11 protein-coding genes are annotated in these 14,546 nt (G+C 63.6%); 6 read left to right on the plus strand and 5 right to left on the minus strand.

Annotation, left to right across the window (positions count from 1 at the left end; genetic code table 11):
- Nucleotides 1-71 precede the first annotated feature (71 nt).
- Nucleotides 72-6,983: an apolipoprotein A-IV repeat region-like domain-containing protein gene (locus AC1D1Z_RS12450; protein ID WP_477850669.1), complete on the minus strand. Its 6,912-nt coding sequence runs from the start codon at nucleotides 6,981-6,983 to the stop codon at nucleotides 72-74.
- Nucleotides 6,984-7,445: 462 nt separating this feature from the next.
- On the opposite strand from AC1D1Z_RS12450, the gene AC1D1Z_RS12455 reads away from it, so the two are divergent.
- Complete coding sequence (locus tag AC1D1Z_RS12455) at nucleotides 7,446-7,829, plus strand: Hpt domain-containing protein (RefSeq protein ID WP_017964526.1); 384 nt, start codon at nucleotides 7,446-7,448, stop codon at nucleotides 7,827-7,829.
- 262 nt (nucleotides 7,830-8,091) lie between these two features.
- Nucleotides 8,092-8,412, plus strand: coding sequence for a 2Fe-2S iron-sulfur cluster-binding protein (locus AC1D1Z_RS12460; protein ID WP_003540151.1), 321 nt, complete (start codon nucleotides 8,092-8,094; stop codon nucleotides 8,410-8,412).
- 316 nt (nucleotides 8,413-8,728) lie between these two features.
- On the opposite strand, the gene AC1D1Z_RS12465 is transcribed toward AC1D1Z_RS12460, so the two are convergent.
- Nucleotides 8,729-9,355 (minus strand): DUF922 domain-containing Zn-dependent protease, encoded by a 627-nt coding sequence (locus tag AC1D1Z_RS12465; protein ID WP_018242231.1) that lies wholly within the window; start codon nucleotides 9,353-9,355, stop codon nucleotides 8,729-8,731.
- 101 nt (nucleotides 9,356-9,456) lie between these two features.
- Between AC1D1Z_RS12465 and folP the strand changes: the two genes are divergently transcribed.
- The 3 genes from folP to folK are packed head-to-tail and all read left to right on the plus strand — an operon-like array spanning nucleotide 9,457 to nucleotide 11,199.
- Complete coding sequence (gene folP, locus AC1D1Z_RS12470) at nucleotides 9,457-10,326, plus strand: dihydropteroate synthase (protein ID WP_115157472.1); 870 nt, start codon at nucleotides 9,457-9,459, stop codon at nucleotides 10,324-10,326.
- Nucleotides 10,323-10,688: a dihydroneopterin aldolase gene (gene folB, locus AC1D1Z_RS12475; RefSeq protein WP_003540148.1), complete on the plus strand. Its 366-nt coding sequence runs from the start codon at nucleotides 10,323-10,325 to the stop codon at nucleotides 10,686-10,688. Before folP ends, folB begins: the two co-directional genes overlap by 4 nt.
- Entirely contained in the window at nucleotides 10,681-11,199 is a 519-nt protein-coding gene (gene folK, locus AC1D1Z_RS12480; protein ID WP_018242229.1) for a 2-amino-4-hydroxy-6-hydroxymethyldihydropteridine diphosphokinase, read from the plus strand. The genes folB and folK overlap by 8 nt, the downstream gene beginning before the upstream one ends.
- Before the next feature lie 67 nt (nucleotides 11,200-11,266).
- Here folK and AC1D1Z_RS12485 read toward each other — a convergent pair whose 3' ends face one another.
- On the minus strand, nucleotides 11,267-11,818 hold the full coding sequence (locus tag AC1D1Z_RS12485; RefSeq protein ID WP_003540146.1) for a hypothetical protein: 552 nt from the start codon (nucleotides 11,816-11,818) through the stop codon (nucleotides 11,267-11,269).
- A gap of 9 nt (nucleotides 11,819-11,827) precedes the next feature.
- Here AC1D1Z_RS12485 and AC1D1Z_RS12490 point away from each other — a divergent pair, with 9 nt between their 5' ends.
- Nucleotides 11,828-11,965, plus strand: coding sequence for a hypothetical protein (locus AC1D1Z_RS12490; RefSeq protein ID WP_165403381.1), 138 nt, complete (start codon nucleotides 11,828-11,830; stop codon nucleotides 11,963-11,965).
- A gap of 63 nt (nucleotides 11,966-12,028) precedes the next feature.
- Here AC1D1Z_RS12490 and AC1D1Z_RS12495 read toward each other — a convergent pair whose 3' ends face one another.
- Nucleotides 12,029-13,108 (minus strand): YcjF family protein, encoded by a 1,080-nt coding sequence (locus tag AC1D1Z_RS12495; RefSeq protein WP_047621305.1) that lies wholly within the window; start codon nucleotides 13,106-13,108, stop codon nucleotides 12,029-12,031.
- A partial coding sequence (locus AC1D1Z_RS12500; RefSeq protein ID WP_477850676.1) for a YcjX family GTP-binding protein occupies nucleotides 13,105-14,546 on the minus strand: 1,442 nt, incomplete at its 5' end. The genes AC1D1Z_RS12495 and AC1D1Z_RS12500, both read right to left, overlap by 4 nt.

Raw genomic sequence — 14,546 nt, forward strand, 5'->3', positions numbered from 1 at the left:
TCCCATTCGACGATCGAATTGGCCTCCGTTCGCTCGGGCGGTTTTCGCCCGAGGGTATCAGTCAGTCAGGCTCAGCCGAGCCTGCCTGCGGCGTGGGCGAGCATGGTGTAGACCTTGCCCGTATCCGAGGTGAGGTAGGACTGCGTCACCGTCCGGTTCGGGTCGGTGCGGGCGACGTCGGCGAGCAGCTTTTCGAAATCACCAATGTAGCGGTCGACGGCGGTGCGGAACTCCGGTTCGCGGTCGTATTTGCGCTTGATCTCGTCGAAGGTCTGTTGGCCCTTCAGCGTGTAGAGGCGGCGGGTGAAGACGTCGCGCTCTCCGCGCTGGTATCGACGCCAGAGATCGACCGAGGCGTCATGGTCGATGGCGCGGGCGATATCGACCGAGAGCGAGTTCAGCGATTCGACGACGTGACGCGGATTGCGGCTGTCGTTGCTGCGCGCGACCGGTGCGGCAGTTTCCGCCGGGCGGGCCGGAGCACGGGCAGCCGCCTCGTCGGCGGCCTCCTCACGCGATGCGCCACGCAGGAGGTCGCTGATCCAGCCGCCGCTTTCCGGACGCGCGGGCTCCTGACGGCCTGTTTCCTGGCGAGTGGGGGCAGGCTGCGGGGCGGCGCGCTGGGGAGCGGCAGCCGGCGCAGATGGTGCGATCGTTCCGCGCAGACCTGCCGCTTCGATCGGCGGGGGTGCTGCCGGCTGCGGCGGCTGGGCTGCGACCGGCTGGGCGGGACGCGGGGCAGGCTGCACCTGAGCGAGCGTGCGGGCGACAGGCTCGGAGATCTCGAGCTGCTGGCTGGAGCGGCCGACGAGCTGGGAGATATCCTGCAGCGCCTTGATCTGCTCGGCGACGGCCCGGCGCATGGCCGAGGCGCTTTCCTTGGCTTCCTCGGGAAGATCGAAGGCGCCACGCTTCAGCTCGGCGCGGGTGGCGTCGAGCTCGTTACGGATGTCGGCGGCGGAGCGGCGGATATCCTCGGTGGCGCCGGAGAAGCGGCCGACGGCATCATCGATCGCCTCGCGCAGCGCTTCCCGCATGTTCTGGGCGGCACCGTCGGAGGCACGGCCGGCTTCCCCGAGCATACGCTCGACTTCCGACAGCGAGGCCGTGAGACCGCCGCGAATGCGATTGGAGAGATCGCCGGAACGGCGTTCGACATTGGCGAAGGTGCCGTCGATCGTCGTATTCGCCTCGTCGCCGGCGCGGGTGATCGCCTCGCGCATCGTCTCTGCCGCTTCCTGGGCACGCTTCTCGGTTTCGGTGAGAATGCGGCCGATATCGGCGAAGGAGGATTGCACACCTTGGCGCAGATTGCCGGTGACCTGGTTGGAGCGTTGCTCTGCCCGCTCGAACACAGTCTCGATCATGCTGCCGAGGCCTTGCATGGTCTTTTCGATCTCGGCGGAGCGCTGGACGAGGCCGACAGAGAGTGTCTGCAGCGCGCTCTCGCGCTCTTCGAGCGTCGAGGCGAGGTTGGACTGGGCGGCGCCGAGAAGCTGCGAGGCCTGAGTCAGGACCTTGGAGTGTTCGTCGAAGCGGCCGATGATCCCGCCGACCTGCGCCAGCGTCTGGCCCGAGATGTCGGAGAGGCGGTCGATCTTGCCTTCGAGGAGCCTGGTCGAGGCGGAGACCATTTCAGCGGCCTTGGTGGCGGAGTCGGCAAAGCGCGTGGTGGTGTCGCCGAGAAGGCCGTCGACGCTGGCCAGTTGTTCGGCGGAGCGGTTCATCATCATCGCCATCGCCGCACTGCTTTCCGACATGCGCTGGACGAGGCCGTTGACGTTGCCGACCAGGCTGTTTTCGATGGCGCTGACGGCATTGGCGACATTCTCGGTGCGGGCGGCAACGGCGCTGGCGAGTGCTTCGTTTTCGGCGCGCAGACGCTCGGCGCTGAGATTGGCCGCGGCGGTGATGCGGGCGGCAGCCTGCTCGCCGGCATCGGTGTAGCGGTCGATGATCGGGCGGGCCGTTTCGTCGAGGATGCGCGTCAATTCGACCGAACGGCCTGATAGCATCGAGTTGAGGTCGCGGGTGCGCTCTTCGAGCGTCGAGCGGATCGAGTTGCCGCGCGTTTCCAGTGCCCGGTCGATGTCGGAGAACGTCGTATCGATTTCGCGGGCACGCTCCTCGAGATTGGTGCGAATGGCGCTGCTGCGGGCTTCGAGCGCCCGGTCGACATCCGCCATGGTGGCGGAAATCTCGCTGCCGGCGCCCGACAGTGTCGAGCGGATGGCATTGCCGCGTGTCTCCAGAGACTGGCCGGCATCCGACAGCACCTTGGAGATGGCATTGACTTGCGTGCCGACGATGGTCTCGGCCTCGGCGACCTTGTTGACGATGGCGTTACCGGCTTCCGAGAAGGTCTGGGCGACGGCAGCGGCCTGGCTTGCCAGCCGGTTCTGAGCTTCAGCGACACGGGTGACGATCTGCGACGAGCGCTCATCCATGGTGCGGGTGAATTCGTCGCTTTTCGCATTGAGATCCTCGGCGAATTGCTGGCCGGTCTTGCCAAGCAGTTCGGTGGTTCTCGTCGCTTCGCCTTCCATTCCCTGGGCCGCGTCGGCAACCGCGCTACGCAGCGTCGAGGCGAGACCGGCGGCCTTGCCTTCGATGGTGCGGTTGACGGCCTCGAGGCCGACGGTCAACGCACGGTCCATGGTGGAGAGGCGTTCCTCGATGCGTTCATTGCCGCGGTCGAGCGTTTCGCCGAGGCTCGCGGTGCGGCCCTCGATGGCGCCCGTCAGGCTGGTGGTGCGGCTGTCCAGCGTCTCGGCCAGGTTGGCGGTGCGGCTGTCGATCGCCTGGGTGAGGTTAGCAGCACTGCCTTCGAGCGTCGCGGAGATGCGCCGAGTGGTATCGTCGCTGAGCGCGCCGAGACGGGAGACGCCGTCGGCAAGCACGCCGGACAGCTGGCCGGTGGCCGCTTCGACCTTTTCGGCAACGCCGCCGACGCCGTCGCGGATGCGGGTCTCGATCGCTGCGAGACCGGTTTCCACACGTGATCCGGTTTCTTCAAAACGGCCCGTCAGGCTTTCGACCGACCGATCAAGATGGGCGGAGAAATTCTGGGTGGAACTCGAAATCGCATGTGCCGCCTCCTGGAAGCGGCTGGCGATCTGGCCGGCGCCGGCATGCATGCGATCTTCCAATGTCTGGGCGCCGGCATCGATCGCCTGGCGGATCGCGGCTTCACGGTGCTCCAGCGACAATTCGAGCATGCCGACACTCGTCGCCACCGATGTGCCGATGCTGGTCGCCTGTTCGGCCAGCGTATCGCTGATCAGCGCATGGGCCTGGTTCAGCGATAGGTCGATGGCGTTGGCGCGGTCTTCGAGCGTCGTGCGGATGCGCTCATGGGCAGAGGCGAGCCCACCCTCGATGCGCGCTGCGGCCTCGTCGGCGAGGCCTCCGAGCCGTGTATGTGCATCGGTCAGACGGCCTTCGATGCGGCCGGTCAAACCGCCGACGAGATCCTCGAAGCGGGCGCCGCCGGTATCGAGAACGCCCGAGAGGGCGGCGCTATGTTCGGAAAGCGCATTTTCGAGCCGCTGCTGATTGTCGGTATAGGCGGTGCGGATCGCATCGGTCTTGTCGGAGAAGGCGCCGGCGACTCGTGCCTCGGCACCGGAGACGGCCTCCATAATGGCGTTGCTGCGGGCTTCGAGCACACTGTCGAAGCGGCTCTGGTTATCGTCGAGCGAAATGGCGAGCGCCATGGTCTTTTCATCGAGCGTATCGGTGAGCCGGTCGTGGGTTGCCGTCACGGCGCCGATGATCGCGGCGGTGCGGTGCCCCAAGGCTTCCTCGAGGCGGGCCTGGCCTTCATTCAGCGAGGCGGCAAGGGCGGCGGCCTTCTGGTCGAGCACACCGTTCAGGCCTTCGTGCGTGCCGGAGACCGCATTGGTGATCGCTTCGGCGCCTGTTGTCATTGTCTCCTCGAGACGGCTCTGGCTCTCGTTCAGCGAGATGGCAAGCGCCATCGCCCGATCGTCGAGCGTCTCGGACAGGCGGTCGTGGGTGGCGGAGACCGCATTGAGGAAGGATTCCGAGCGGCTCTCCAGCGTGTCCTGCAGGCGGCTCTGGCCCTCGTTCAGGGAGGCGGCGAGCGCCGTCGCTTTTTCGTCGAGCGTGTCCTCGATACGCGTCTGAGTTTCGTTGAGCGAAATGGCGAGCGTCATCGCCTTTTCGTCCAGCGTCTCGGAGAGGCGATCATGGGTGCTGGAGACGGCATTCAGCAGAGCTGCGGAGCGGGTTTCGAGCGTATTCTCGATACGGGCCTGGCCTTCGCTCAGCGAGGTGGCAAAAGCTGCCGCCTTGCCGTCCAGAGTCTCCGAGAGACGGTCATGAGTGCCGGAGACGGCGTTCAGCAGGGCCGCGGAACGGGTTTCGAGCGTGTCCTCGATGCGGGCCTGGCTCTCGTTCAAGGTAATGGCCAGCGCCATGGCCTTCTCGTCGAGCGTCTCGGCAAGGCGATCGCGCGTGCCGGACACGGTGTTCAGCAGCGCCTCGGCGCGCGCTCCAAGCGCATCCTCGATGCGGGCATGGCGCTGGTCGAGCGAGGTCGTAAGGGCGGCCGCCTTGCTGTCCAGCGTTTCTGACAGGCGATCATGCGTGCTTGATACGGCGTTGAGGAAGGCCTCGGAGCGGGTCTCGAGCGTATCCTCGATACGAGCCTGGTTTTCGTTGAGCGAAATGGCGAGAGCCATCGCCTTTTCGTCGAGCGTCTCGGAGAGGCGGTCATGCGTACTTGATACCGCATGCAGCAGCGCTTCGGAGCGGGTCTCGAGCGTGTCCTCGATGCGGGCCTGGCTCTCGTTCAGAGAGATGGCCAGCGTCATCGCCTTTTCGTCGAGCGTCTCGGCAAGACGGTCATGGGTACCGGAGACGGCATTGATGATGGCGTCGGAGCGGGTCGCCAAGGCTTCCTCGAAGCGGCCGTGATGGGTGGTCAGCGCCTCGACGAGCGCGCCACCGCGCTCTGCCATGACGCTGTCGATACGGCCGTGGGCCGTGCCGAGCGCTTCGCTGATTTCTGCCGCACGGGCAGTAAGCACGCCGCTTAGCTCCTCGGCGCGACCGCCGAAGGCAGTGGTCACCTGCTCGGTGCCGGCGGCAACGGCAGTCGTCAGATCGGTGGTGGTGGTGCGCAGAGTGTCGCGGAATTCGGCCGAGCGTGTCTGAAGGTTGTTCTGCAGCTCGGAGGTACCGGTCGCAAGCGTCAGCGCGATGTCAGACGTAGCGCTCTGCAGCGCCGAGGTCAGTTCGCCGGTACGGCTGGTGAGTACTGTGGTGATTTCGTCCGCGCGGCTGCCGAGGGTGCTTTCCAGGACTTCGTGGCCGGTGGCGAGCGTGGTGGCGAGCGCCAGCGACTGGTCGGTCATCGACGAACCAAGGCGGTCGATGCCGGAATTCAGGATGCCGTCGATCGAATCCGAGCCGCCGGTCAGCGTCTCGTCGATACGGGCGAGGCTCTCCATCAGCTTGGTGTCGAGCGAGCCTGTGCGTTTGTCGAAGGCGCTGGTGAATTCGGCGACGCGTTCGTCGAAGGCGGTCGACAACTGGGCGACAGTCGTCTGCAGCCGCTCCTCGAAGAAGCCGGAGCGCACGTCGAGATCCATGACGGCGTCGTCGGCGGTGGTTTGCAGGCTCTGGCGGAAGCTTGCACCCTTTTCGTCGAGCGCGCTGTTCAACTTCGACAGCACGTCGTCAAGCGTGCCGCCGATCGTGCGTTCGCCTGACGTCAGGCTCTCGTTGATCTCGCGGGTGCGGGCGATCAGGATCTCATTGAGCTGGTGCGTACGCTCGTTCAGCGCCGCATTCAGCTTTTCCGTGCTGCTGTCCATGGTCGAGGCGCGCGTCTCGAACTGGCTGAGCAGCCTTTCGCCATGATCGTTGAGATTGACGGAGAGGGCTTCGAGGCGGTTGTCGAATTCGGTAGCCAGCGCAAAACCCGATGCGTTCAGTGTCTGCAACAGCGTATCTGTCTTGGCTGCGAGCAGGCTGCCCATCGACTGCAGGGCGCTGTCCGACTTTTCCAGGATCGTCGCGGCGCGTGTATCGATGAGCGAGGCGAAGGCTTCGCCCGATGTGGCAAGCCGTACCGCGATCTCTTCGGTCGCAAGCGACAGCTCTTCCTTCAACTGATCGTGTACGCTGCCGATCGAGGTGCGGATACGGTCGGCATGGTTGACGATCGCTTCGCGCTCGGAGCCGAGTTCGTGGACGAGACCGCGCACGCGCAACTCGTTGTCGGCATAGGAACGTTCAAGGGCATTGACTTCGGAATGGACGAGCGTTTCCAGCTCGGAGGCACGGGCGATGGTGCGCTCGATGCCCTCATTCATGGCCGAGACCTCACGGCGCACGGCCTGGCCGACCGTCATGATGCGCTCGGAGGCGATGGTTTCCGGCTCTGCCAGGCGCAATGCCACTTCTGCCATGGAGCGGGCGGCGTTGCGCATGTCCTGGGCGCGGGAGATCATGATGGCGAAGGCATAGAACATCATCACGGGAATGATGATGCCGACGAGGCCGGCGATGACGCCGGGCAGGGCGACGAGATCGGCGAGCGAACGGATCTGCCAGATCTGCGGAGAATAAAGCAGCGACATCAGACCGAGGCCGGCCATGACCCAAAGCACAGAAAACAGGGTGGCGGTACGCACCGCCGAGCGGCTGGAGGCGCCGTCAAAGGATTTCAGGATCGACGCGGGCGTATTGCGGCTGGCATCGTTGGCGGGCGCGAAGGTCGGGCCCCTGGAAGCCTGCTCGCCGGCGGCACCGCGGCGGCTGCGGCGCTGCGCTTCTTCCTGGGCCTGCTGATTGCGCGCATTTACTGGATCAGACACATTAGCCTCCGGGGCCTGGGGCGCGTCGCCGCGGCGAGACGGTACGTTATCCTTGCTGAAGTCGATCTGGAGCGCCTCGTCCAATGCCTTGAACGCCTTGTCCTCAATCGACTCGTTATATTTGTTGTTCGCCATTCGGGTATGCCTCGTTACTGTCAGCCGGCCCAACCGCGCATCCGGGGCTTCCGCCTCACCCGGGAACAACTTTGCCGTTCCAGCCTCCCATCCCAACGAAGGACGGATAAGCATGTCATTTCAGAGTAGATAGCCGCTTTTTCAAACGGAAGGTATCAAAACACTACCATTATCCACTCGCTCGGCAAAGGCGCGTACCATAAACCCGCTCCACCAGTATCGTAGTGACACATCTGAGCTCTTCACACAATTAATGAAGGCTTGAGATTCACGGCCCGTTAACCCGTTGTTAACATCTTTGAATCCTAGACACCGCTTAAAAACCAATAATTTAGGGATGTTTAACGGACGTTAACCATATGGCGAGATTTCCGCCCTGAGTGTGCCGGAATTTAACGTGATAGCCACCCTCCTGACGCAGAACTGTTGCAACTGCGGACGACAGAGACGGGAGAATTGGCAATGGCAGCCCAGATGGCAGCATTGAACATCGTATTCGAGGCGCCGGATAATGCAAAGGGACCGTGTCCCTCGAAGGTCCGGCCGATCGATCTGGTCCATCTCGCAAAGCAGACGATGGGCGACAAGACGCTGGAAATCGAAGTCCTTCAGATGTTTGCGCGCCAGGCCCGTGCATGTCTACAGGATATTGCGAGCGGTGAAACCATCCGTATCGGGGCAGCCGCGCATCGGCTGAAGGGCGCGGCAAGCTCAGTCGGCGCGTTCCGCGTGTCGCAGACGGCGGAAGCGGTCGAGGAAACCGGCGGCGATGCCGGCGCGACGGCAGCGCTGGGTGCCGCCGTCATCGACGCCGAGAATTTCATCTTGAAGCTCTGCCGCGGCTGATCTCTAAGTCTTTATTTAATGCATGTCATTGTCCCAAAACCGCTGCACACTGTTGGACGACGTGCAGGAGATAGTGTTTTAACGAGGCCCGTTGTTCCATTGCGGAACCGCGGGTCTTTTTGCGACGTCCCGTATGACGCTTTGAAGACGGCGGGCGAAGGCCCGATCTGCGAGGCTATGGCGGATTTCGCCAATATTGACTGACGCGTCGAATTGTCGGAAGAAAATCCGCCCACCCACCTGAAGACCGGAAATAGTCCTGATGCCCAAACTTACCATCGTCGCCTTCGACGGCACGCGCTTCGACCTCGACGTCGACCAAGGCTCCACCGTGATGGAGAATGCCGTGCGCAATTCGGTGCCCGGCATCGAGGCCGAATGCGGCGGCGCCTGCGCCTGCGCGACCTGTCATGTCTATGTCGATGAGGAGTGGACGGAAAAGGTCGGCCAGCCGGAAGCGATGGAAGAGGACATGCTCGACTTCGCCTTCGATGTGCGCCCGACCTCGCGGCTGTCCTGTCAGATCCGGATGAAGGCTGTCTATGACGGGCTCGTGGTCCACGTGCCGGAACGCCAGGCCTGAAGCACGTCACGCTTCAAACGTCGCCGCAACATTCGATATCAAAAAAGACGCCTCGCGCGCTTGAGCGAGCGAGGCGAGGCGGGCGCATTACCTACGGATGAGGGAGGAACATCCGCGGCTTCGGAACGCGCCAGGAGAACCCAGCGATGAAAGTGCAGATGCCGTACCTGAACTTTCGAATGTGTTCATATTAACGCGTTCCGGTTGAGTCTGCCAGGATGAAAAATGACCATTCAATCGCTGGGGAGGGTGCAAGTTTCGCACAAGTTTCGTTGTGCAGCTAAGGTTTTCCGCTCGCAACCAGATTGAAAAAGCCTTATTTTTCGCCGGCTCGACCGTTGATTCGATTATTCAGCAACCTCAACATTCGCTTCTGAAAATTGACCGCCTCGACCCGGTCGAAGCGCGCCTGCTGCCGGTCGTGCTCCTCTATACCGCGAGCTGATTCGTTGGAGACGAGTTCCTGCATGGCTTCGCAGCTGCGCTGCTGGCGTAGCGCCCGAATGGCGCGCTCCATGGCGCGAGCCTGATCGCGGGCGATCTCGGCATGGCGCTCCTCGTGGCGCTTGATATCGCTCGACAGCGCGTCCCAGATCATCGACAGCTCCTTGCTGGCGCCCTTGCGGCTGCTCCAGCGCGGCAGGATGATCTGGGTGTGGACCGTGACCTTGACGTTGCCGACGCGGCAGCGCCCGTTATCCTGGATATAGGTTGCCTCGCCGCCGAAGCGGATCTTCGTGGCGCCGGGATGGCGGGCAGAGGAACCGCTCGCCGTCGGCCCCCGCCGGCTGAGTTCGCGGTCGAGCTCATCCGCTGTTTTGCCGCGAATGTCGAAATAGGAATAGCTTTTCGATGCGATCACTTCGGCCGCCACGGGGCTGCAAAGGGAAAGAGCAATGGAAAAGGCGATAGGAAGGACCATATAACGCACTGCAAGCGGCATTCTGAACGCAACCCGTGTTGAAATCGACAGGAGCTTGGGGCATAGCCACCGCAAGCGCAATATCGGATGGCGCTTTTTTCGTCCTCAATGGGATAAGTCTGGTGACAGGGCTCGAAGGCAGTATATGGCGTGTCGGCCATGGCCGGGAGATCGAACTCGGCCGTCGTTCGACGATCATGGCGATCATTAACGTGACGCCGGACTCCTTTTCAGACGGCGGTCGCTTTGAAACCGTCGATGCGGCGGTCGAACAGGCGCTGCGAGCGGTGAGCGAGGGCGCCGGCATTATCGATATCGGCGGCGAATCGACCCGGCCGAACGCAGCAACCGTCAGCCCTTCGGAGGAACAGGCGCGCGTGCTGCCCGTCATCGAGGCACTGCGCGGGCGCACCCAGGCGCTGATTTCCATCGACACCTATCGCGCCGAGACGGCGCGGCTTGCGATCAGCGCTGGCGCCCATATCGTCAACGACGTCTTCGGGCTGCAGAAGGAGCCCGATATCGCCAATATCGTCGCGTTGACCGGAGCCGGGCTCTGCATCATGCACACCGGCCGCGATAGGGTAAAACTCGTCGATGTGATTGCCGATCAGGTACATTTTCTCGAACGGTCGCTTGCGATCGCCGCTGCATCAGGCGTCAACCGCGACTGTATCGTACTCGATCCCGGCTTCGGCTTCGCCAAGGAGACGGCGGAGGAGAACCTGGAGCTGATGGCGCGGTTTTCTGAACTTTCCCGTTTCGGCCTGCCGCTGCTCGCCGGCACGTCGCGCAAACGCTTCCTCGGCGCGGTGACCGGCCGTGAGGCTCAGGACAGGGATGCGGCGACGGCTGTGACCAGCGCGTTGCTCAGAATTCAAGGGGCTGCGGTTTTCCGGGTGCACAATGTCGCAATCAACAGGGATGCGCTCGATATCGCCGATGCTATGCTCAATGCGCGCCAGGAATTCGAGAGGAAGCGGCCGACATGACCACCTACACGATCACGCTGCAGAACTGCGCCTTCTTTGCGCGCCACGGCGTGCATGACGAGGAGGAATTCCTCGGCCAGCGCTTCTTCGTCGATGCAGAGCTCGATGTCGTCGCCGGCGAGGCGCTGGAAAGCGATTCGATCAACGATACCGTCAATTACGGCATCGCCTTCACCGTGATCGAGCAGATCGTCACCGGCAAGCGGCGCTACCTGATCGAGTCCCTGGCGCTCGATATCGCCAAGGGGCTTTGCGAGACATTCCCGCAGATCCGGCGGGCGAAGATCACGGTGCGCAAGCCGAACGCACCGGTGCCGGGCGTGCTCGATTTCGTGCAGGTGAGCGTTGAGCACTTTGCCTGAGGCCGCATTGCAATCCGCCACACTCGGTCTCGGCGGCAATATCGGCGATCCCGTGAAGGCGATGGCGGCCGCGCTGCAGAGGTTGGACGGGCGGGACGACTGCCGGGTTACGGCGGTGTCGCGGCTCTATCGCACGCCCCCCTGGGGAAAGACCGACCAATCCTTCTTCTTCAACGCCTGCGCCGCCGTCAAGACCAGCCTGGAGCCCGAGGCTTTACTCGATGTCTGCCTGTCGATCGAACGTGAGATGAAGCGCGAACGCATCGAGCGTTGGGGGCCACGGACGCTGGATATTGATGTGCTGACCTATGGCGACGTGATCCAGGACGCGCCGCGGCTGGAACTGCCGCATCCGCGGATGACCGATCGCGGTTTCGTGCTGATGCCGCTTGCCGATATCGCGCCGGGTCTTCTCGTCAGGGGCAGGGCGGTGAGTGACTGGCTTGATGATGCCGAGGTGACCGGCATCGAGGTTGCCGACAACAATCGAGACTGGTGGCGGAGCGCCTGAAGCAGGGAGCTGAAACGGAAAACGGCGGGAAACCCGCCGCTTCAGGAAAATCCGCTGTGCGGTTTGTCTACTGGATAGAACCGACGGCCATCTCGTCGACCTGRCGGGTCAGCGTCAGGCCGATCACCGGGATCATCTGGCTTTCGACTTTGACCGAAACGGTGACGTTCATCGTCTTGTCGTCGCGCACGCGGGCGATCATCGCACCGTTCAGCTTGGCGCGGTTGATGCCGACAACGACAGTATCCTCGGAGACGGCGCCGGAGACGACGTCAAGGCCCTTGCCGGCGGCGCCGTCGAGGAACTTGCCCTTGTAGCTAGAGCCCGACTGCGAGATGACGGCGGTCATCGGCTGCTTGAAGACGCCGACGCGGCAGGTGCCGTCGAGCTTGATGCCGGCGCTGCTGTCGCCGGTGGGCTCACCGATCAGGTTGCAGGTGAATTTTGTGCCCTTGTACTTGCCGGCGACGATTTCGCCGGGGCCCTTCCAGGAGCCGGCGACGGAATCGAAGAAGGCCTTGTCACGGGTTGCAGCGGTGGCTGCCGGAGCGACATCTGCAACGGGAGACAATGCCGCGGCGGCCAGGCCGCATACGATGAGAAACTTGCGCGAATACATGGATTTTCCTTGGCAAACACCACTCACGAACTGGCTGCAAGTTTTGCCGAAGAATGGTTAATCCTTCCTTTCGATTGTGCCGAAATGCAAGGCAATACAGGGTTTTTGCGCGGTGATGATTTTAAAATACCGTCACTAGAGCATTGAATCTGCTCAAATTTCTCTGGCATTACCCTAGGGGAGGCGAAAGCTGCGGAATCGCTGCTTCGTTCAAGGATTGTTGCCGCGAGGCGACATGGAGGGGGTGAGATCGCCGATGAAATCACCGATTCCCGGCCGCTTCAGGGCGTGGAAGGCAAGCGGGCGGCAGAGATCCATCGCCGCGATTCCGATGCGGGCGGTCATCAGGCCGTTGATGACACCTTCGCCGAGTCGGGCCGAGAGCTTCGAGGCAAGCCCATGGCCGAGCACCTGCTGGACCAGGCTGTCGCCGACGGCGATCGAGCCGGTGACGGCCAGGTGCGCCAGCACGTCACGCAGCAGGCGGAACATGCCGAGCGTGCCGGGACGGCCGCCGTACAGCTCGGCCATGGCGCGGATGAGGCGTACCGCCTCGTAGAGCACATAGAGCAGATCGACGACGGCGCGCGGGCTGACGGCGGTGACGATCGAGACACGCTTGGAGGCGTTGACGATGAGCGCCCTGGCCTTGCGATCGAGGGGAGCGAGCAGTTCGCGTTCGGCTAGCGCAATCAGATGTGGGGGATCGATGACCTCGCCTTCGGTCGCCTTCAGCGTCGCGCGACCCTTCGATGTCTCGGGATTTGCCGACAGCAGCGTGGTCAGCTGGGCGACGACTGCGCGCGCCTTGGCCGGCCGAGTCTCGAGTATCGCCGCCTCGGCTTCGGCCTTGATCTTCTGGACGGCGGCAAGGCGCATCATGCCTGATGTTTCGCGGATGACGAGGGCCAGCACGGCAAGAATGCCGATTGCCAGCACGGCAAGGGCTGCATAACCCAGCCAGTCGGCGCGGGTGAAGAGATCGCGGATCAGGCTATCGGTCCAGAGGCCGATGGCGAGGGACAGCAGGATGCCGAAGGCGCCGGCGGCGATCTTGCCGAAGGAGGTTCGACGTCTCAGCGGCGTTGCAACGGGGACCGCGCTCAGATCCTTCTCTGGATTGAGGAAGGGATCGTCCTCGTCAGGTGTGACAACGATATTTTCGGAGAAGCTTTCCGGCTTGCGCCGCCGCTCTCCTTGCCGGCCGTTGTCGCGCAGCTCGGCAGCCTCGTCCTCATAGGTGAAGGCAGCGGGTGCGCGGCGCGGCGGATCGGACGGGGGCTTGCTCATGCGAGACGGTCTCCGAACAGGAACTGCATGGCGCGGTCGAGGCGGATATGCGGCACCGACAGCTTGATGCCGCCGCCGGTTTCCTCGAGTTGCGGCGGGCGGAATCTGACGACGTTGACATCGGGCAGTTGCAGACCGGTGTCGCCCGCGGCGAGGCGATCGAACAGGCTTTCCGGATCCTCAGGCAGGTCGCCGGGGAAGATCGCGGTCTTTCTCTGGCCGTCAAAGCGCTCGCCGGCGATGGTTTCGCCCTCCATCGGCGTGCCGACGATGACCGGCAGTTCATGGCCATCACGTTTGACGGTCGCTTCGCGGGTGGCGCGCACGGAGGCAAGCGCCATGACGTCGATTCCGGCGCCTGCCATGCCGATGCGGTCGATGGCGCGATCCACCAGGCGGCGGGTCAGGGCATCGAGCCGGTCGTGGCTTTCATGGTGGAGATGGTCAGCCTTGGTGGCGGCGACCAGCACGCGGTCGATGCGGCGCCCGAGCAGGGAGGAGAGCAGCGAATTGGTGCCAGGGCGGAAACAGGCGAGCACATCGGTCAGCGCGCGTTCCAGATCCTGCACGGCTTCGGGGCCGCGGTTCATCGCCTGCAGTGCATCGACCAGGACGATCTGGCGGTCGAGCCGGGCGAAATGTTCGCGGAAGAAAGGTTTGACGACGACCGATTTGTAGGCCTCGTAGCGCCGCTCCATCATCGTCCAGAGCGAGCCGCGGCCGGGACGTCCGTCCGGCGGCAGCGCTAGCGGCGCGAAGGTCAATGCCGGCGACCCGTCGAGATCGCCGGGCAGAAGCAGGCGGCCGGGCGGCAGGGTGGAAAGCGAGCGCTCGTCGGCCTTGCAGGCCTTGAGATAATCGGCAAAGGCGGTGGCGAGATCGCGGGCGACCATCTCGTCGGCACCGGCATGGATATCGGCGGCGCGCGTCAGCGCCAGCCATTCCCGTGACAGCTCGGAGCGGATGCCGGTTTCGGCAAGCGCAATCGTCTCCTCGCTGAAGGCGCGATAATCCTTGCCGAGCAGCGGCAGGTCGAGCAGCCACTCGCCGGGATAATCGACGATATCGATCGACAGGCGGCCGGGCGAAAAAAGCCGGTTCCAGCCGCTGGCGCTCTGATAATCCAGCGTGATGCGCAATTCTGATATGGCGCGGGTCGAATCCGGCCAGATACGGTCCTTCACCAGCGCGCGGATATGGTCTTCGTATTGGAAGCGCGGCACGGCATCGTCAGGCTGCGGCTCCAGCCGCACCGCCGAGACGCGACCGGATTGCACGGGCTCGAACAGCGGCAAACGGCCGCCATTCAACAGATTGTGGACCAGCGAGGAGATGAAGACCGTCTTGCCGGAGCGGGAGAGGCCGGTGACGCCGAGCCGCACGGTCGGATTGACGAGGCCGCTCGCCCGATCGGCGAGATTGTCGAAGGCGATGCGGG

The sequence above is a fragment of the Rhizobium sp. P1_E1 genome, from assembly GCF_056406015.1.